The sequence below is a fragment of the Thermocatellispora tengchongensis genome, from assembly GCF_014202315.1.
GTDB classification, from domain to species: Bacteria; Actinomycetota; Actinomycetes; order Streptosporangiales; family Streptosporangiaceae; genus Thermocatellispora; species Thermocatellispora tengchongensis.
Map to the genome: position 1 here is coordinate 107,239 of NZ_JACHGN010000015.1, position 19,543 is coordinate 126,781.

General features: G+C 68.3%; 15 protein-coding genes. 5 read left to right on the plus strand and 10 right to left on the minus strand.

Annotated features, from left to right (window positions below):
* The first annotated feature begins 31 nt into the window (after positions 1 to 31).
* Both HNP84_RS31445 and HNP84_RS31450 read left to right on the plus strand, forming a co-directional pair.
* Positions 32 to 1,417, plus strand: coding sequence for a non-reducing end alpha-L-arabinofuranosidase family hydrolase (locus HNP84_RS31445; RefSeq protein ID WP_221337027.1), 1,386 nt, complete (start codon positions 32 to 34; stop codon positions 1,415 to 1,417).
* 264 nt (positions 1,418 to 1,681) lie between these two features.
* Positions 1,682 to 2,704: a LacI family DNA-binding transcriptional regulator gene (locus tag HNP84_RS31450; RefSeq protein WP_185053575.1), complete on the plus strand. Its 1,023-nt coding sequence runs from the start codon at positions 1,682 to 1,684 to the stop codon at positions 2,702 to 2,704.
* Between the two features lie 257 nt (positions 2,705 to 2,961).
* On the opposite strand, the gene HNP84_RS31455 is transcribed toward HNP84_RS31450, so the two are convergent.
* From HNP84_RS31455 to HNP84_RS31495, 10 genes are all read right to left on the minus strand, one after another.
* Positions 2,962 to 3,834 carry a carbohydrate ABC transporter permease gene (locus HNP84_RS31455; protein WP_185053576.1) on the minus strand — a complete coding sequence of 291 codons (873 nt, stop codon included), beginning with the start codon at positions 3,832 to 3,834 and terminating at the stop codon, positions 2,962 to 2,964.
* Positions 3,834 to 4,775 (minus strand): carbohydrate ABC transporter permease, encoded by a 942-nt coding sequence (locus tag HNP84_RS31460; RefSeq protein ID WP_185053577.1) that lies wholly within the window; start codon positions 4,773 to 4,775, stop codon positions 3,834 to 3,836. The genes HNP84_RS31455 and HNP84_RS31460 overlap by 1 nt, the downstream gene beginning before the upstream one ends.
* Before the next feature lie 77 nt (positions 4,776 to 4,852).
* Positions 4,853 to 6,214 (minus strand): ABC transporter substrate-binding protein, encoded by a 1,362-nt coding sequence (locus HNP84_RS31465; protein WP_185053578.1) that lies wholly within the window; start codon positions 6,212 to 6,214, stop codon positions 4,853 to 4,855.
* Between the two features lie 199 nt (positions 6,215 to 6,413).
* A complete protein-coding gene (locus tag HNP84_RS31470; RefSeq protein WP_185053579.1) occupies positions 6,414 to 8,600 on the minus strand; it encodes an alpha/beta hydrolase in 2,187 nt (728 codons plus the stop codon).
* Between the two features lie 194 nt (positions 8,601 to 8,794).
* Complete coding sequence (locus HNP84_RS31475; RefSeq protein ID WP_185053580.1) at positions 8,795 to 9,817, minus strand: LacI family DNA-binding transcriptional regulator; 1,023 nt, start codon at positions 9,815 to 9,817, stop codon at positions 8,795 to 8,797.
* 352 nt (positions 9,818 to 10,169) lie between these two features.
* A complete protein-coding gene (locus HNP84_RS31480; protein WP_221336985.1) occupies positions 10,170 to 12,581 on the minus strand; it encodes a glycoside hydrolase family 3 N-terminal domain-containing protein in 2,412 nt (803 codons plus the stop codon).
* A gap of 550 nt (positions 12,582 to 13,131) precedes the next feature.
* The gene (locus HNP84_RS55360; protein ID WP_281396331.1) at positions 13,132 to 13,266 is read right to left on the minus strand and encodes a hypothetical protein; all 135 of its coding nucleotides are present in this window, start codon (positions 13,264 to 13,266) and stop codon (positions 13,132 to 13,134) included.
* A gap of 172 nt (positions 13,267 to 13,438) precedes the next feature.
* A complete protein-coding gene (locus tag HNP84_RS56320; RefSeq protein ID WP_221336986.1) occupies positions 13,439 to 13,600 on the minus strand; it encodes a winged helix-turn-helix transcriptional regulator in 162 nt (53 codons plus the stop codon).
* Between the two features lie 144 nt (positions 13,601 to 13,744).
* Positions 13,745 to 14,443, minus strand: coding sequence for an alpha/beta hydrolase fold domain-containing protein (locus HNP84_RS31490; protein ID WP_246518972.1), 699 nt, complete (start codon positions 14,441 to 14,443; stop codon positions 13,745 to 13,747).
* Between the two features lie 706 nt (positions 14,444 to 15,149).
* Positions 15,150 to 16,679 (minus strand): AfsR/SARP family transcriptional regulator, encoded by a 1,530-nt coding sequence (locus HNP84_RS31495; RefSeq protein WP_185053581.1) that lies wholly within the window; start codon positions 16,677 to 16,679, stop codon positions 15,150 to 15,152.
* Between the two features lie 671 nt (positions 16,680 to 17,350).
* Here HNP84_RS31495 and HNP84_RS31500 point away from each other — a divergent pair.
* Genes HNP84_RS31500 through HNP84_RS31510 form a run of 3 tightly spaced genes read left to right on the plus strand, consistent with a single transcriptional unit; the run spans position 17,351 to position 19,451 of the window.
* Positions 17,351 to 17,767 carry a helix-turn-helix domain-containing protein gene (locus tag HNP84_RS31500; protein WP_185053582.1) on the plus strand — a complete coding sequence of 139 codons (417 nt, stop codon included), beginning with the start codon at positions 17,351 to 17,353 and terminating at the stop codon, positions 17,765 to 17,767.
* A 47-nt stretch (positions 17,768 to 17,814) separates the two neighbouring features.
* On the plus strand, positions 17,815 to 18,279 hold the full coding sequence (locus HNP84_RS31505; protein WP_185053583.1) for a hypothetical protein: 465 nt from the start codon (positions 17,815 to 17,817) through the stop codon (positions 18,277 to 18,279).
* A 20-nt stretch (positions 18,280 to 18,299) separates the two neighbouring features.
* On the plus strand, positions 18,300 to 19,451 hold the full coding sequence (locus HNP84_RS31510; protein ID WP_185053584.1) for an MAB_1171c family putative transporter: 1,152 nt from the start codon (positions 18,300 to 18,302) through the stop codon (positions 19,449 to 19,451).
* Positions 19,452 to 19,543: the final 92 nt, after the last annotated feature.

The following is a 19,543-nucleotide window of genomic DNA, read 5'->3' on the forward strand; positions in this document are numbered from 1 at the left end:
GGCCGCCTTACTGGCGAGCCTGTTCGTCGCCATGCAGGTCCGGTCCGCCCACGCGGCCACCGTGGACACCAACGCCTGGTACGTCCTGGTCAACCGCAACAGCGGCAAGGCCCTGGACGTCTACAACCTCGCCACCAACGACGGCGCCCGCATCACCCAGTGGTCCAGGAACAACCAGAACCAGCAGCAGTGGCAGTTCGTCGACTCCGGCGGCGGCTACTACCGCATCAAGTCCCGCCACTCCGGCAAGGTGCTCGACGTCTACAACTGGTCCACCGCCAACGGCGCCGGCATCGTGCAATGGACCGACCACAACGGCGCCAACCAGCAGTGGCGGCTGGCCGACAGCCCGGACGGCTATGTGAGGTTCATCTCGCGCCACAGCAACAAGGCCCTGGAGGTCCAGGGCGGCTCCACCGCCGACGGCGCGAACATCGTCCAGTACGACGACTGGGGCGGCACCAACCAGCAGTGGCAGCTCGTCCGGGTCGACGGGGGCACCCCCGGCACGTGCGATCTTCCGTCCACGTACCGCTGGACATCGACGGGCCCGCTGGCGACACCGAAGCCGGGCTGGGTCTCGCTCAAGGACTTCACCGTAGCCCCCTACAACGGCAGGCATCTCGTCTACGCCACGACGCACGACACGGGGACGAGGTGGGGTTCGATGAACTTCAGCCTCTTCAGCAACTGGTCCGAGATGGCCTCGGCCAGCCAGAACACGATGTCGTCCGCCACCGTCGCGCCCACACTCCTCTACTTCGCCCCGAAGAACATCTGGGTGCTCGCCTACCAGTGGGGCGGGACCGCCTTCTCCTACAGGACCTCCAGCGACCCCACCAATCCGAACGGCTGGTCCTCCCAGCAGGTGCTCTTCTCAGGAAGCATCTCCGGCTCCAGCACAGGGCCCATCGACCAGACGCTCATCGGTGACAGCACGAACATGTACCTGTTCTTCGCCGGGGACAACGGCAAGATCTACCGGGCCAGCATGCCCATCGGGAACTTCCCCGGCAGTTTCGGCACCACATCGACGGTGATCATGAGCGACACGACGAACAACCTGTTCGAAGCCGTTCAGGTCTACAAGCTCCAGGGCCAGAACAAGTACCTCATGATCGTCGAAGCGATCGGCGCACAGGGCCGCTACTTCCGCTCGTTCACCGCCACCAGTCTGAACGGTTCGTGGACCCCCCAGGCCGCCACCGAGAGCAACCCCTTCGCCGGCAAGGCCAACAGCGGCGCCACCTGGACCAACGACATCAGCCACGGCGAACTGGTCCGCACCAGCGCCGACCAGACCATGACCGTCGATCCCTGCAACCTGCAGTTGCTCTACCAGGGGCGCGACCCCAACTCCGGCGGCGACTACGGCCTCCTGCCCTACCGGCCGGGCCTGCTGACACTGCAGCGCTGACGGCGTGACACGGCTCCGGCTCGGATGTCCGTGACGTTCGCGGCGAAGGCGTACGCCCGATCGGGCGAGCGCCGTCACGGCACGCGATCAGGTCCGGTGGAGCCGGCGTGGCGGGCTCGGCCTTGTGCCGAGCCCGCCCGGGTCACGCCCCATCCCCTGCTGACCGGCTTGCCATGCGCTCACGCGGTCACGTGTGCGGCCCTGTTCGATCTTGGTGAGCCGTCGCCGCCCCGGCTGCCGGCACTCCGTGGCTAGACTGCGGCCATGACCGCGGAGTCGTCCCCCCTCACCATCGCCCAGCTCGCCAAGCTGGCCGGAGTCTCCACCGCGACGGTCTCCAAGGTCGTGAACGGCCGTTCCCAGGTGTCGTCCGAAACCCGCGCCGCCGTGGAGGAGCTCATCCGGCGGCACGGCTACCGGCGGCAGCGCCGCCGGTCCACGCCGACGGCCCTGGTGGAGCTGGTCTTCCACGCGCTGGAGGGCGACTATCCCGTCGAGATCACCAAAGGGGTGGCGGAGGTCGCGCGCGAGCACGAGCTCACGGTGGGGATCTCGGACCTGCGCTGTGACCACGCCGCCGGCGACGCCTGGCTGGAGGGGGTGCTGCGGCGCCGCCCGAGCGGCGTGATCGCGGTGTTCTCCGGCCTGACCGAAACCCAGCACGAACAGCTCGCCCGCCGCGAGATCCCGCTGGTCCTGCTGGACCCGGCCGACGTCCCCGCGAGGAACATCCCGTCGGTCGGCGCCGGCAACTGGAACGGCGGGCTCACGGCCACCCGCCACCTCCTGGAGCTCGGGCATCGCCGCATCGCCATCATCACCGGGCCCGACTCCGCGCTGTCCAGCCGGGCCCGTCTCGACGGCTACCGGACCGCCCTCGACATGGCCGGCGTGCCCATCGACCCAGAGCTGATCGGCCGGGGCGACTTCCTCATCGAGGGCGGCCTGGACGAGGCCCGCCGCCTGCTGCGCCTCCCCGACCGGCCGACCGCGATCTTCGCCACGAACGACGGCCAGGCCATCGGCGTCTACCACGCGGCCCACCAGCTCGGCCTGCGCATCCCGGACGACCTCAGCGTGATCGGCTTCGACGACCTGCCTTCGGTGCGGTGGGCCATTCCGCCGCTGACCACCATCCGCCAGCCCCTCGCCGAGATGGCCGCGGCGGCGACCTCGATGCTGCTGAAGCTGGCCAACGGCGAGCAACTGCCGCAGAGCCGCGTCGAGCTGGCCACCGAACTCGTCGTACGCGAGAGCACCGCGCCGCCCGCACTCCCGCCCGCCTGAGCCGAAGGGGTTCGGCGAGGGGAGCATGGGCCGTCCCCTACCGGCGTCCGATTCAGTGCGAGTGACGGGGCGGGGCGCTGCCGCTGCACGCCGATCACCGGCCGGCCGTCGAAGACGTCGTCGGCGAACCCCTGGTTGCGCATCCACGAGCGATGGATGAACCCGTTGCGGACCGCCGCGCCGAACCACTGACGGCTGCGCGGCGTGCGATCCGTCATCGGCATCGGCAGCCTCTCTGTCATCTATCCGGCCGCGTCCTACCTCAGGCCCCCGACGGACAGTCCGCCGCGCCAGTGTCGCTGGAGGGTGAAGAAGGCGATGATGAGCGGGATCACCGACACCAGCGCGCCCAAGATGATGAGGCTCCACAGGGAGGTGGTGCCCGCGTTGTTCGCCGAGGCGATTCCCTGCCAGAGGCCGAGTCCGACGGTGACGGGGAAGAGGCGGTTGTCGGAGAGCATGGCGAGGGGCAGGAAGTAGTTGTTCCACGACGCCACGGCGGACAGCAGCAGCACGGTGACCACCGCGGGCCGCATCAGCGGGAACGCGACCTGTAGGAACGTGCGCAGTTCACCCGCGCCGTCGGCCCGCGCCGCGTCCAGGATCTCGTCGGGAACGGCGTCGCGCGCGTATACGTGCATCAGATAGACGCCGAACGGGTTGAGAAGCGATGGGAGGATCACCGCCCAGATCGTGTTGGTGAGGCCGAGCCCGGAGAACATGATGAAGGTGGGAATCACCAGGGCCGTCGCGGGGACCATCAACGCGCCGAGCACGAGCGCGAAGCTGAAGCGTCTGGCGGCGAACCGGTATTTGGCGAATCCGTAGCCGGCCATGACGGCCAGGATCGTGGCGCCGACCCCGCCCGCGATGGCGTACAGCGTGGAGTTGAGTATCCACCTGCCGTAGATGCCGTTGTCGTAGGTGAACAGTTGCTGGAGGTTCCCGAGGTAGTCGATCCGGTCGGCGAACCACAGCGTGTTGCCGCCGCCGAACAGGCCGGAGGCGTCCTTGGAGCTGTTGACGATGACCCACCAGAACGGCACGAGGAAGTACACGACCAGAAAGCCGAGGAGCACCTGCAGAGGGAGGTGGCGTTGCGGCCGGCGGGCGCGGGAGCGGGCACTCATCACAAGAAGCTCCTCCGCTTGCGAGTGAAGAACAGGAAGGCGTAGACGCCGATGAACACGATCCCGCCGAGGGCGAAGGAGATCGCCGATCCGTAGTTGAAGTTCGCGAGCGCGAACGCCTGCTGGTATGCGTACATGTTGGGAGTGAAGTCCGGTCCGATCGTGCCGGCCGCGAGGGATCGCAGGATCTGCGGTTCGTTGAAGAACTGCAGGGTGCCGATGAGCGAGAAGACCAGGATCAGGAGCAGCGCGGGGGCGATCAGCGGGATCTTGATCCGGAGCGCGATCTGCCATCTTCCGGCGCCGTCCATGCGCGCGGCCTCGTAGAGCGTCGGGTCGATGCCCTGCAGCGCCGCGTACAGGATGATCATGTAGTAGCCGGCCCACTGCCAGGTGACGATGTTGACCAGTCCGTAGAAGATCAGGTTACTGCTGAGGAAATCGGGCGGGGTCGCGCCGAACAATCCGAAGATGTCGGTGAGCGGCCCGAAGCTCTTGCTGTACAGGAATCCCCACATGACGGCCCCGATGACCGTGGGAATCGCATAGGGGAGGAAGATCATCAGGCGCGAGAAGCGGGTGAACAGAGAGGTCACGGCGTCCAGGATGAGGGCCATCGCGAGCGCGGCGATGATCTGCAGCGGTATGGAGACCAGCGAGAAGCGGATGACGAACCACGACCCGGAGAGGAAGCTCGGATCGGTGAACGCCTTCACGTAATTGTCCAGCAGGACGAAGCTGGTGCCGCCGATCAGCTTTTTCTGGAAGAGGCTGAGGTACAGCGCGTACGCGAGCGGCGCGATGAGGAACGCCAGGAAGACGATCCCGAATGGCCCGACGAAGAGCCACCCCATCAGATGCTCACGGAGGCGCACCTTGCCACGGACCTTGTGCGGTTTCTCTTGGGTGCGTGGCGCACTCTTCTCGATCAGGAGGGTCATCTTGGGCTCCGGGATGTCGATGCTGGGAAATCGCGGGTGGGCCGGCCGGCCGAAGACGGCGTGACCCACCCTCGTCGTCACTGAACGGTGAAACCTTGCTCCTTGGCGTAGCTCACTACGTCCTCTTGAAGCCGGTCGGCGGCCTGCGCGCCGGTGACGGAGCCCTCGATGATCGCGCTGACCTGCTTCGTCATGGCGTCGAAGTAGTACTGGCCGAACGGGCTGTAGGTGACGCCCTTGTAGGCGTTCGCCGCAGGGACGTACACCTCCTTGTTCGCCTGCTGGCCGCCGAAGAACTCCACCTTCAGGTTCACGAACTCGGGGTCGTTGAGCGCCTTGAGGTTCAGCGGGAAGATGATCTGGTTGGTCCAGCCGTGGGTGAGCGACTCCTTGTCGGCGTAGAGTCCGTACGCCACCTTCGCCGCGAGTTCGGGGTTCTTCGCCTGGCTCGTCACCGAGAAGGCCGACCCGCCCCAGTTCACCTGCACCGGGTTGCCGGCATCCCACTGCGGGAGCGGCGCCACCGCGAACTTGCCGCTGTCCTCGCCCTTGCCGACGCCGGCGCCGGTGAGGTACCCGGGCGCCCAGGCCGCCGAGATGTACGTCGCGTACTTACCGTTGATCACACCCGAGATGTACTCCGGCGTGAACTGGTCCTGCGTCCCGACCAGACCCTTCTTCGCCAGGCGCGCCCAGTAGTCGAGCACGTCCTTGGACGCCTGGTCGTTCAGCTTGACACCGATCGAGGTCGGCTGCGCCGGGTCGTAGGTGAAGGGCGAGGCGCCCTTCTGGATCTGCAGCGCCATCGTGAGGGCCGACACGTTCGCCGCGAAGTCGCCGAACAGCGGGCCACCCGCGTCCTTCACCTTCTGCGCCGCCTGCTCGTACTCGTCCCACGTCTTCGGCGGCGTGATGTCGTACTTGTCGAAGATGTCCTTCCGGTAGATCATCGCCAGCGGGCCGCCGTCCACCGGCACGCCGTAGACCGCGTCACCGACCGAGACGTCCTTCCACGCGCCCTCGCTGTAGTCGCCCTTGACGGTGTCAAAGCCGTACTTCTTGATGTCCACGAGCGCGTTCTGGATCTGGAAGGTCGGGATCCGGTCCATCTCGATCATGATCACGTCGGGCGCACCGGTGCCGGCCGAGATGGCCGTCTGGAACTTGTCGTACTCGTCACTGCCCTGGCCGACGTTGGTCCAGCAGACCTGCACCTCGTTGTTCTGCTTGTTGAAGTTGTCGACGACGAGCTGCATGTTGGGGTACCAGCCCCACATCGTCACGACCGGCAGATTCTTCTTGGGAATCGTGTTCGTGCAGTTGCTGGCGTTGTTCCCGCCCGCGTTGTTTCCGCTCGCTCCCCCGTCGGAGGCGCAGGCGGTGAGCGCGGTCGCGGCGGCGAGCACGACTGCCGCGGCAAGTACTCTTCTGTTCTTCATTGACATGTCTCCCCTTCGGGATCGCGGCGCCGGGGGTCCATGCGCCGCGGCTGAGCCGAGCGACCGGCCCGGACGGGGCACGGGTGACGCCACCCGCACCCCGCCCTTGGCGCCGATCCTCGTGTGAGCGCTCACATTCCCGTAGCGATATCAGGCGCAGGCCCGATGCCTGCGGTGGTATCGCCTCGGACGGGCTTGCCTAGCGCTTGAACAGGCGCGGTGCCAGGTCGATGAGGTTCTTCTGCCACACGTCCCAGCCGTGGGGGCCGGGGGTGACTCCATCGAACTCGTAGCGGATACCGAGGTTGGTCATGGTGGTCAGGGACGCCATGAACGACGGATACACGAAGTCGGTCTGGTCGCCGACGTACACGCGCAACAGCTTGGTGCCGTTGTTGATCGCCTGCGCGTCGACGCCGGCGGCGCTGCCGAACCCGGCCGAGAACGCCGCGACGTAGGCGAACTGACCCGGGTACGCCTTAAGCACCCCGAACGTCTGCCCACCGCCCATCGAGAGGCCGGCGAGGGCCTGCCGCGACGGGTCGCTGGAGATGTTGTACCGGGCGCGGGCCGCCGGAACGATGTTCTCCAGCAGCTCCCTGTTGAAGTTGGAGACGTTGCCGTTGCCCATCACGACCACCATCGGCACCAGGTCCCCGTCGAGGAACTGGTGGTCGAGGATCTGCTTGGCGCGTCCCATCTCGACCCAGTCGGTGTAGCTCTGGCCGCCACCATGCTGGAGGTAGAAGACGGGATACGGCTCCGCGCGGTTCGGATCGTATCCGGGCGGGGTCCACACCAGCGCGGTCCGGTCCTGGTTCGCCACGGTGCTCCGGTACGTCATGCTCTCGACCTTTCCGCCCTGACCGGCGGGAACGTCCGAGAGCAGGCGCGCCTTCTCTCCGGGGATGAAGAAGGTGCTCCAGGTCGGCTCGGAGGTGACCTTCGTCGGGTTCGACACGTCCTTGACCGCGACCCGATCCACGATCACCCGGTAGTAGTAGAACCACGGGTCGAGCGGACCCACGGTCGCCCGCCACCGGTCGCCCGCCTTCGACAGCGGGATGCGCAGCCAACTCCCGTTGGGAGCCCAGTTCGCCCACACCGTGACGTGCTGCGCGTCCTTGAAGTCCGTCGTGGTCTCGAAGGTGACGAACCCGTCCTCGGCCACGAACGGCGTCGGCGTGGTGCCGGGCGCCGGCGGGGTGAACTCGCCCTTCAGCGGCCCGTGACCGGCGCTCGGACCGTGATTCGACACCTTGCGGAACAGCCGCGGCACGAAGTCGATCAGATTCTCCTGCCAGGCGTTCCAGTTCGCCCCGGCGTCGGGGTTGACCCCGTCGAACTCGTACCTGATACGGGCGCGGTCCAGCGCCTTCGTCAGGCGGTTGGTCGCGTTGTACGCGGGGTCGGTCACGTTGCCCGTGTACAGACGCACCAGCTTGACGCCGCGGTTGATCGCGTTCGCGTCCGCCCGGCCGGCGCTGTCCGTCAGCAGGCCCGAGAACGAGCCGGCGTAGGCGAACTGGCCCGGGTGGGCCAGAGCGGCACGCAGCGCCCGGGTCCCGCCCTCGGTCACACCGGCGATGGCCTGGTGCGCCGGGCCGCGAAGGACGCGGTAGCGGTCCGCGACCGCCTTCCGGAGATCCTTCACCTGCTTGTCGCCGTCCGACGCGTCACCGTCGGCGATCACGACCACCATCGGCTCCATGGCCTTCTGGGCCGACAGGTTGTCGAAGATCTGCTTGGCACGACCGAGGTCGAGCCAGTCGGTGGCGCTCCCGCCGTCGCCGGACTGCAGGAACAGCACCGGGTAGGCCTTGGGGCCGTTGGCCGAGTAGCCCGGCGGCGTCCATACCTGAGCCGACCGCTCCTTGCCGCCGGTCCGGTAGGTCAGGGGCTCGACCTTGCCGCCCTGCCCCTGCGGCGCGTCCGCCAGCAGGCGTGCCGAGTCGCCCGGAACGAAGAAGGTGCTCCACAGCGGCTTGGACGCCACGCTGGTGCCGTTCGTCGGATCCTTCAGACCCTTGGTGTCATCGCCCGTGACCTGGTAGTAGTACAGGCCGGGCTTGAGCGGGCCGAGGACCCCCGACCAGACGTCGCCCCGGCGGGTCAGGCCGAACTCCGCCCAGGTGAAGGAGGGGCCGAAGTTGCCCTCGACGACCAGCTGCGACACCTGGCCCGCGTTGGCCTGCACGTAGGCCGCAGGGACGCTGAACGTCGTGTAGCCGTCCTCGGAAACGCTCAGCCACGGCGTGTCCGCCGCCACCGCCGGCCGCGGCGCGAGCAACACCGCCGCGATCACCATGACCCCGGCGACGATCGCCGCCGGAATCCGGCGCACGCCCTTGGGGCGCGAGCTGACATGATAGAATAACGATGTCATACCGAAACTCCCTTGATGGCCGGCCGCGGATGGCACCCGACTGGCCGGCCTGACTCATCGGTGGACATTTGCCGGTGGGTTGTGTGTCTGCACCTCCGTCCGTCACGGGGGTTGCCCTGTTCACCTGTACGTTCGGTGCGTCTGCTGTCCGCCCGGACGTCAGGTGTGCTGGGACGCCGCACCCGTGGGTGGCGTCACGGTCCCAGCAAGCTCTTCGGTGCGGCGGTGGAGCCGCGGACCACCAAGCGGGTCGGGAGCACGACCTGGGTGGGGCCCTCCCATTCACCGCTCACCAATGACTTCAGCATGCGCGCGGCCTCGTACCCGAGCCGGTACATCGACTGGTCCACGGTGGTCAGGCCCGGTTCGGCCAGCGCGGACTCCGGAATGTTGTCGAATCCGACCACCGACAGATCGCCGGGAACGCTGAGCCCCATGCCCTTCGCGACCTCCAGGGCCTTCAGCGCCATCCCGTCGCTCGCCGCGAAGATCGCCGTCGGACGATCCGCCCGGTCCAGCAGCGCCCGCGCGAGCGGGACCGCGGACTCGGGATTGAAGTCCCCTCTGCCGATCAGCGTGGGATCGACCGGAACACCGGCTTCGGCCAGCGCCCTGCGGTAACCCTCCTCGCGCGACCAGGCGGCCGCCATGTTGGAACGGCCGGCGATGAATCCGATACGCCGATGACCCAGGCCGAGCAGATGCTCGACCACCGCGGTGGCGCCCGTGAGGTTGTCCGCCGTCACCGACGGCACCGTCGAGTCTCTCGCCGGATCGATGACCACGACCGGGGTGCTGCTCCGCACCTCACCCCAGGGCGTGACCACGATGCACCCGTCGGTGAGCGTGCCCGACAGGCGGGTCAGATGCCGCTGCTCCCAACCCTCCGAATAGGTCCCGTAGAGGTCGCTGTTGGCGTAGATGATCAGGTCGAACCCTGACTGACTCAACGCCTCCATCACCCCCTTGAGCACCTCGGCCGTATAGGACTGAAAGCTGTGGGTCACCAGACCCAGGACATTGGTACGGCTGCGCCGCAGGCTCGTCGCCACCAGACTCGACTCGTAGCCGAGCCGCTCAATGGCCGAACGGACCTGTGCGATGGTGCTCGCGCTGACGCCGTAACGCCCGTTGACCACCCGGGACACCGTCGCGGTGGAGACGCCCGCCAGTCGCGCGACATCGCTCATCGTCACCGGCGCCCCGCCCTCGGCCATGCCGCCCTCACACATTGCAATCGTTATCGGTTACGTTTCCAGCGCCCAACGTAATCGATGACGTTTGCTAAGACAAGAGCCTTTCGGCCGACCGTAGGTCACAAAAGAACACTCACCGCATCGCCCAGGAAGGCCCAGGCAGGGCGGCGGTCGCCGGGGTTCGAGGGCATGGCGTTGGCACCGGACATCGCAGGTGTGACGCCGGATCGGGAGCGGAGGATCGGGGGGCCGTGCAGACGTCCCCCCTCCCCCAGCGGGTCACGCGGACGGCGGTGCCGGGGGGTGGCGGAGTGCGTGCTGTTCCTCCCCCACCCGCCCGGGCCGCGGCTATCCGTCTCGCCCCACCACGCCGTCATTCCACCCGGGCGGAGTGGCCTGAGAGCGCCGCGGGCGGTTCACCGACGCTGACCGTCCCCGTATAGGCCTTCTGGACCTTGGGCCGGTCCGCGTCGCCGGTGATGGTGAACGTGCCCGCGTGGGTGTGGTCGTCGGAGGAGAAGCCGACGTACACCTCGATGCGCCCGGTCTCGACGGAGTAGTTCATGTCCCGGTCGTAGAACCCGAGCTGGCCCGTGGGCAGCTGGAACCGTATGGTCGTGCGCCGGCCGGGATCGGCGGACACGCGGGCGAAGCCCTTCAGCTCCAGCACCGGCCGGGTGACGGTCGCCTGCGGGTCGCGAACGTAGAGCTGGACGACCTCCTCACCGGCGCGATCCCCGGTGTTGGCCACCGTGACGTCCACGGCGACGCTGTCGCCGGCGGTCACTTCGGCGCGGTCCAGCTCGGCCCGTTCGATGACGAACGGGGCGTACCCGAGCCCGTGGCCGAAGCAGTAGCGCGGGCTGACGGGCGAGTCCACGTAGTCGCCGTGCCAGTGCGACCGCCCGCCGGACACCTTGTGCCCGTAGAAGACGGGGATCTGGCCCACAGTGCGCGGATAGGAGATGGGCAGCTTTCCGCTCGGATTCACCTCGCCGAGCAGAACCTCGGCGATGGCCTGCGCCCCGGTCTGCCCGGGCAGCCAGGCCGACAACACCGCGGCGCACCGCTCGTGCAGGAAGTCGCCGCCGACCGGCCGGCCTGCGACGAGCACCGCCACCACGGGGGTGCCGGTGGCGACGACCGCACGGACCAGGTCCTCCTGGACCCCGGGGAGCTCCAGGCTGGACCGGTCCCGCGACTCCCCCGTGGTGGCCTCGGGCGTCAAGCCCGAACGATCTCCCAGGACCAGCACCGCGACATCGGCCGCCGCGGCGGCGGCGACCGCCTCGTCGAAACCGTCCCTGGACGGGTCGATCACATCGCACCCGCGCGCGTAACGCACCCGGTCACCCAGACGGGCCGTGAGCTCGTCACGCACCGTGCGCAGCCCGTCCGTACTCTCCTCGATATCCAGGTCGTCCGGGATCGTCATCGTCTGGCCGAGCAGGCCCCGCCGCTCGCGCGCCGCCGCCAGCACCTCGATATGCGCCACGAAGGAGTAGTCGCCCAGCAGATGCCGGGCGTTGTCGGCATTGGGGCCGATGAGGGCGATCGTCCCGGCACCCGGCCGCAGCGGCAGGATGCCGTCGTTCTTGAGCAGGACGAGGCTGCGGCGAGCGATCTCGAGCGCCACGTCCTGGTACCGCTCGGGGTTCACCACCACCGCGGCGGCGGCCTCGTCGACGTAGGGGTTCTCGAACAGGCCGAGCTCGAACTTGTGCCGGAGAACCCGCGAGACCGCTTCGTCCAGCTCGCCTTCGCCGACCTCGCCGGCGTCCAGGGCTCGTGCCAGGGCGCCCGCGTACGCGTCGGTCGCCGGAAGCTCGACATCGGTGCCCGCGGTGAGCGCCAGAGCCGCCGCCTGCCGCTTGTCCTCGGCGAAGTGGTGGTACGAATGGAGGTCCTCGACGGCGAAGTAATCCGACACGACGGTCCCGGTGAAGCCCCACTCCCCGCGGAGCACGTCCTTCAGGAGCTCGCGGTTGGCATGGCACGGAATCCCGTCCAGCTCGTGGTAGCCGGCCATCACCGACTGAAGGCCCGCCTCGCGGACCGCCGCCTCGAACGGATACAGATACACCTCCCGCAGCAGACGAGGCGGCAGGTGCGCCGGCGCCCAGTTCAACCCGCCCTCCGACGCCCCGTAACCGACGAAGTGCTTGGCCGTCGCGATGACGCCCTCCGCCAGACAATCGCCCTGGAGGCCCTGGATGAACGCCGCCCCCATGCGGGCCACCAGGTACGGGTCCTCGCCGTAGGTCTCCTCCGTCCGGCCCCACCGCGGGTCGCGCACCACGTCCAGCACCGGCGAGAGCCCCTGATGACTGCCCATCGCGCGCATCTGGGCGCGAACGGCATCTGCCAGCCGCCGGTTGAGCTCCGGCTCCCACGTGCTCGCGACGCCGATCGCCTGCGGGAAGATGGTCGCCTCCCGCGCCATCACCCCGGAGCACACCTCCTCGTGCACGATCGCGGGAATCCCCAGCCGGGTCTCCGTCACCAGGAACCGCTGGATCTCGTTCGCCACCCGCGCCACCTGTGCCGCCTTCAGGCTGGTGGCTCCGGCGATACGAGTCACGTGCCCCAGGCCGTGCCGAAGGACCGTACGCGCCCGCTCCTCGGAGTACCGGCCGCCCTCCATCACCGAGAACGCCCAGGCGCTCCCCAACTGCGCGAGCTTCTCCTCCCGGGTCATTCGCGCGAGCAGATCCGCCACGCGCTCCTCCACGGGCGCGGCCGGCTCCTTGTAGATCGCTTCGGACTCCCGCTTCACCGTGGTCACCGGGCCACTCCAATCACCGTCTCGAAGACGCCGCCAGTCGCTCCTGAACACACCCGGCCAGACCACTTCGCGCCCGGCCCGTACGTTGCCGCCGCCGCTTCCTCTCCGCACGCGCGACCGAGCGCGCCGCGGCGACGGCGTCCGGCCATCCTCACCACCGGCCACCCGGGCGGCGCCCACCCTCCGCGGCGGGTGCGACCGGACGACCGCTCACCGGACCGAACAGGTGGGAAACGCCTGTGGCAGCCGCCACCGGCGAGACCCAGCGAGCCGGATTCGGAGAGCCCGGTGGCGGCGTCACACGCCGCCACCCCGCGTCGAGCTTGACCAAGGTACCTCCACCCCATCTGTCTGCAAACGTAATCGGTAACGTTTACAATATAGACGTCGCCGATCACGCTCGCCTTGTGCCTTCCCTCTGGGTTACGCGCGCCCGAAGACCGAGCCCCGGCCCGTCCCCCCTCCCCGTCCCCCTGACCTCCCGAAACGCGAAGGTCCCGGACCACATGACGGCTGCCGGTGAGTCGTCAGTCGCGGTCGCACTCGCATCTCATGCGGCGGCGCCGGGAGACTTGCGGAGAGCCCGCTCCTGCGGTGCAGGCGCGCGGCGCATGCCGGGGACGAGCAACGCGAGGACCGCGCCGAGAACCCCGGGCACGGCGAACGCGAAGAAGCCGAACCGCACGCCCAGCTCCCTGGAAAGGATCAGCCCCGCCAACGAGGGGACCGAGAATCGCGCCGAGTCGCCTCACCGCGAGCGTTCTGTGCGATCCCCGGCCCTCCGGGTACCCCTCGCGACGGCAACGCCCAGCGCCGGGACGCCGGCCGAACAGAGCCCGGCGCAGCCGCCGGACAGCTCAATCCGCGCGGTCGTAGGCTTCCTGCGCCGCCGCCACCTCGCCGAGGTGCGCGATCGACCATTCCTGCAGCGCGCGCAGCGGCTCGCGCAGAGTGCGCCCCGCCTCGGTGAGCGAGTACTCGACGCGGACCGGAACCTCGGGGTGGACGGTGCGGCGCACGTGTCCATGGCGGTCTCCAGGCCGACGTGCGCGGTCGTCTCCGGTGAGCGTATGTGGCTCGACGTCGCCAGGTCCAGGCGGACGCCCATCTGCCGCACGTGCATGTTCGGGCAGGCGTACAGGTCCACCGTGAGGCGCCTCTCGTCACCGGACGGCGGGCGCCGCTGGGAACCGGGCCACCCACTCCCCTACGCGCTGCAGAAAGGTCGTCGCCGTGGGCAGGTGGCAGGCGTCGGGGGACACGACCGTGGCCTGGAATGCGTGCGGCATGTGGTCGTAGATGTCGAGCGTGATGTCGACGCCTGCGGTGGTGGCGGCTTCGGCGAAGCGGCGCGCGTCGTGGAGGAGGATCTCGTCCCCGCCGACGGCCAGGAGGATGGGCGGGAGGCCGCGGAGGTCGCCGTAGAGAGGGGATTGCGGCGCCTGGTCGGGCCGGGCACCGGCGAGATACTGGTCGCCGACAGGGTCGGCGGGGTCACAGCCCTGGTCGCTCGGGGTAGCCCAGTGGTTCGCGGCGAAGTCGGTGACCGGTGACAGTGCGACCGCCCCCGCAGGCAGCGGGTCACCGGCCTGGGCCAGCACCAGCAGAGTCGACAGCAGCAGGGTCGCGCCGGCGGATTCTCCGGCGAGCAGTATCCGTCCGGCAGGCACGTCTTGGGACAGGAAGCTGCGGTACGCCGCGACCACGTCTTCGATGGCCGCGGGGAACGGGTGTGCCGGGGCAAGGCGGTAGTCGACGGCGAAGGCGGGACGGCCGGTCACCTGGGAGAGGCGATAGGCCATGATGCGTTCCAACGGCGGGTTGCTGTAGGCGAAGCCCCCGCCGTGCAGGTAGATCGTCATGCCTGACTCCGTGACGGGCCGGGCTGGCTCGGGCCGGGGCGCGGTGACCCACGTGCCGGGAATCCCACCGCTACAGGGGAGAAGGGGCGTCATGTCGGCGGCCGCGTCGAGGACGGGCGGCGCGGAGAATATGGCCGGCAGCCGGGAACGGACGGCGACGCCTTCTGCGAACGTGGCGGCGATGTGCACGACGCGCATAAGATCATCCCTTCGATTCGGGCTCGGTCGGCATGGTGCGGTATGCGCTTCATGGGTGGGGGTGTCCCGCCGACGCGCTCGGCAGCGCGGTCGCCGCACATGACGGCGGCCGCGGGGGTGCCGCCGTAGTAGGACAGGTCTTCGTCGTCATGGTCGCGACGGTACGTCTGGAGCCCATGACGACGACATGGTGTGCGCTGCCGCCCGAAGGTACAGTCCGCTGTAGTGCCTGCTCGTCGCCGGGCCGTCCGAACCTGCTCGGAGGTGAGCTGTCGAGAGCTCGTCGCCGCTGCGGCTGTGCACTGCGCGCTGCACTTCTATGAGACGGGGCGTACAGCGCTCGGGGAGTCCCGGGCGTACGAATGCCGGCACAAGGCTGCGGATGTCCTGCAGCGCCTCGGCCTCATCTCCCCCATGGACAGGGACACCATCCACGCGTGCGCCGGCTCTGACCGCGAGGACTTCGCCCGGCCGCCTGCGCCCGATGCGGCGGCGACTCGGGTGCTGATCAGGCAGTGGCCGTCGCGGGCAGCCGGCCTTGTTCCATCGCCAGCCGATCTCTCAACGCGTCGAAGGTCTCCTCAGGCCGAGCGGTCAGGCGAGCGGCGGCGACGCACAGTTTCACGGGCAGCCCGCCGCACAGCCGTACCACCGCGGCTGCGGCTTCCCGCTCGGTCTCGACGCGCTCCCTCCCGACGAGCCGGGACAACAGCAGCCCTGCCTCCTCTTGCGACAACACATCGAGGTGGCATTGCTCGACATTGACCAGAGAGGCGAGTGACCGCCGGCATGTGACGACGACGCCGCAGCCGGGACCTCCGGGAATGAGCGGGCGTATCTGATGGACGTCGCGGGCGTTGTCCAGGACGACCAGGACGCGCCTTCTGCCGGTCACCGACCGGAACCGCGCCGCCGCCTCATCGACCGAGGCCGGTATGGCCGGGTTCGCGAGCCCGAATGAGCGCAAGAAGCGGCCGAGCACCTCCAGGGGTTGCAGCGGATCGCGGCCAGGCGTAGATCCGTACAAATCTACATAAAGCTGGCCGTCCGGGAAGTCGTCGGCGATCTGATGGGCGACGTGGATCGCTAAGGCGGACTTGCCGACCCCGCCTAAGCCGGTGATCGCGACGACGGGTCGTGGCCGGCTGGAGGTCAGCCGCGTGCGCAGCCGCCCGAGCTCCGTCGCGCGTCCGGTGAAGGCGCCGTTGTCGGCAGGCAACTCGGCCGGTTTCGGGAGGTCACTGACCGTCTGCGCCTCTCTGGCACGCGCGCTCGCAGAGGGTACGGCCGCACCCTTGCTGATGCGCTCGTAAGCCTGCTGAATCTCCGGGCCCGGATCGATGCCGAGTTCCGCGGCAAGCACCTTGCGAGCCGTCTGGTATGTCTGGAGCGCCTCGGCCGGGCGTCCTGCCTGGGATCTGGCAAGAATCAACTGGGCCCAGAACCGCTCGTGTGTCGGGTGCGCGTCCACGGCCGACTCCAGATCGACGATCACTTCAGCGGGCTCACCTCGGCCGATCGCCACGTCGAACCAGCGTTCTTGCGCACGCGTGCGTTCTCTCTCCAAGGCGGGCACCACTTCACACTGCAGGGACTCGGAGTCGACATCGGCCAGCGCAGGGCCGCGCCAGAGCGCCAGCGCCTCGCGCAGCATTCGGGACTCGTGCTCGATGTCGCCACGCCTCCTCGCCTCTGCGGCCAGCGAGACGAGGTTGCGAAATCGCAGGATGTCGAGCGTCTCTTCGGTGGCGAAGACGGAGTAGCCCGAGTCGCGGGTCATGATCAGGCTGCCGTCGTCTCCCAGGGCCTGCCGGAGCCGGGACATGTGCGTGTGCAAGGAGGCGCACACGTTCGCCGGAAGGCCGTTCTCCCAGATCCGGTCGGCCAGCTCGCCCTTGGTCACGAATTTGTTGGCCTGGAGCAGCAATGTGGCCAACGCGATGCGCTGCTTAGGAGACGCGATGATGACCGGAGCGGTGTCTCGGACGATCTCCAGCTGACCGAGTACGCCAAAACGCAGGCCGCGGCCTCGGATCATGGTGTGGAAGCCCCCTTTTCCCCTGAATTCAGTTACTGAGCCTCGTGCCGCCGCGATGCGAAAGCGGCGACCACGCCGTGCTGGAATGGCGTGGCCACCCCCAGGAGGCTCCGGCGTACGCTGCGCAACGGCCTCGTGGCGGAACCCGTGCGATGCGGTATCAGCGCAGGAGACCCGCACGAGCGGGCCGATGCCAAGTCGAGAACACGCCGGCGATGCAGGTGTCGCGGCGGCGACGTTTATCCCCCGTCGAGCGGCACATCCGTTTGAGGGGAAGACGAACATGATGCCGAGGTTCAAGGAAGAGCGGCCCGAACGGCCGACCGTGGCGCGGAAGGCTGGACGGCGGCGATCGGCGAAGCGGCTGTCGCACGTCCCTGGGGCGGACTACGCTTCACCGCGGCGAACGGTCAGGTCGCGCGAGGGCCACCACGGATGTGACGGCTAGGTGCGTGGTGTGTCGCCCGCCGGAGGTGGACGAGGTTTGCCTTCTTCCGCGCTCATCGTCGTCTCCCCATGAACCACCCATTCACTCCGGGCAGACCGAATGCCTGCCGGCACGTGCCCGTGGGGGCCCGCGGTAAGGAGAGCATAGACTGGCAGAGGCAAGCTGTGTCAACCTGTGTTTGGATAGCGCCTAGTGCCCTCAAACATCAGTTGGGAGGTGTGCGGTGGTCGAGGAACGGCCTAGGACGCTGGCCGACAAGCTCAATCACCTGTTCGCGACGATCCACCCGGGTGGGCGAGGACCGTATTCCAACACCGAGGTCGCAGCGGGCATCGTCGCCATGGGCGGATCGATCACGGACGCCTACATCGGGCTTCTGCGCAGCGGCAAGCGCAGCAACCCGACCTACAACCACCTCAAGGGCCTGGCCGAGTTCTTCGGTGTGAGCGTCAACTACTTCTTCGACGACGAGATCGCGGCGAAGATCGACTCCGAGCTCGAACTCGTGGTCGCGATGAGGGACAACGACGTGCTGCAGATCGCCTTGCGCAGCAAGGATCTGACTCCGCAAAACCGCAGTGCGATCCTCACGATCATCGACCAGATCCGACAGATGCAGGGTCTTCCTCCCGCGAAGTAGAGGGCAAGCCGTTGCGGAGGAGCCTGCGAAGAATCTGCTCGGCGAAGTTGCGCGAGCTCGACCTTCCGTCACCGCTGAACGTGCAGACCCTCTGCGCGCATCTGGAGTCGGTCCGGCAGCGGCCGATCGTCCTGATGCCGCTGCGCGGGATCGCGCCCGGTGGCCCCTGCGGCCTCTGGGCCGCGACCCCCGCCATGGATTTCGTGATGTACCGCGACAACACGTCGCCGGTGCATCAATCACACATCATCCTGCACGAGCTCTCGCACCTGATTTTCGAGCACTCTCACGGCCTCGAGGAGGACTACCGCCAATTGCTGCTGCCCAATCTCGGGGCGACCGCGGTCCAGCGGATCCTGGGGCGGTCGGCGTACACCGTACAGGAGGAACGGGAAGCCGAAACGCTGGCGTCCCTGCTGGCTCAGCACATCACCCGCGCACCGGCGAGCGCGGCCGACAGCGCTCGGGCCGAGTCGGCGCGTGATCAAATGTTGCAGCAGTTGCTCGAATGACATCGATCAAGTGAGCTGAATTGTCCTGGGGTGTCCTGCACATCAGCATCGCCGCACTCTGCTGGCTCATCCTGGTCGTGAAGACGGTCGATCTGATCAGGAATCCGCGATCCCGCCCGTTACGCAGCCTGATCGTGACCTGTCTCGGACTGAGCATCGCCCTGACGGTGGGGATACCACCGGTCTACGCGTCGATCGACCGGCTGACGCAGGTTCCCAACGCGGCCAAGCTGATCCAGCACCTCGCGACGGTCGGCGCCTCCTGCGCGGTCACGGTCATGCTCATACACCTCGCCCCCGACCGGCCCGATGCCGCCGGGCGGGCACGGCGGCGGATCGTGCTCGCCGGTGGCGTCGCGGCCACGATGGCGGTGCTGTTCTTCCTCGCGCCCGTCGACGTCTCCGAACCTCTGTGGTTCGCGGACCGTTATTCGACGGCGCCGTTCATTCCGCACTACATGTTCCTGTTCATCGCCGTGACCGCGGTCGCCTGCGCGGACATCGCGGTGGCGGCATGGAGATACGGGCGCCAAAGGCGGCACGGCGCCAACAGGTACCTTCGCCTGGGCGGCCGGCTGGTTTCCGCCGCCGCCGCGATCGGGGTCGCCTACTGCCTGTTCAAGGGACTCTATATTGTCGCCCGGTTCGTTGATGAGCCTCCGTCGATGGAGGAGAACGTCATCTCCACACCATTGGCTCTGGCGTCGGTGGCCCTCGGTGCCGTCGGACTGGCCCTGCCCAAGCTGGGCAGGACGGTCGAAGCGATCCACGATCGGCTCGGCCGCGTGCGCGCCTATCGACGTCTGTATCCCTTGTGGTCGGCGCTGCAGGCGGCCATGCCGGAGATAGCCCTGAACCAGCCACGCGGGCGCGAACTGCTGGCGGTCTTCGACATCGATTACCGGCTGTACCGCCGGGTCATCGAAATATGCGACGGAATGCTCGCCCTGGGCATGACCGGCTGGGCCGGTCACACGCGACTCGACCATCGCCTGGCGGCCGCCGAAGCCTCCGCCCTGGCAGACGCGCTCAAAAGAAACGAGAGATCCGGCGCGGACAGAACAACCGTTCAGCCGCCCGTCAAGGCGGGCCGATCGCTCGATGACGAGATCAAGTGGCTCGTCATGGTCGCCGACGCCTACCGCCGGCTGCCGAGCGCCCCCGCCGGGTGATGGGCACCGGTTCGGGGGAACAACGCGCAGGGCTCGTTCGTGCGGTAGGGCGGCTCGGGCCTGGTGATCCCCTGCGGGGTGCCGCCGTGCAG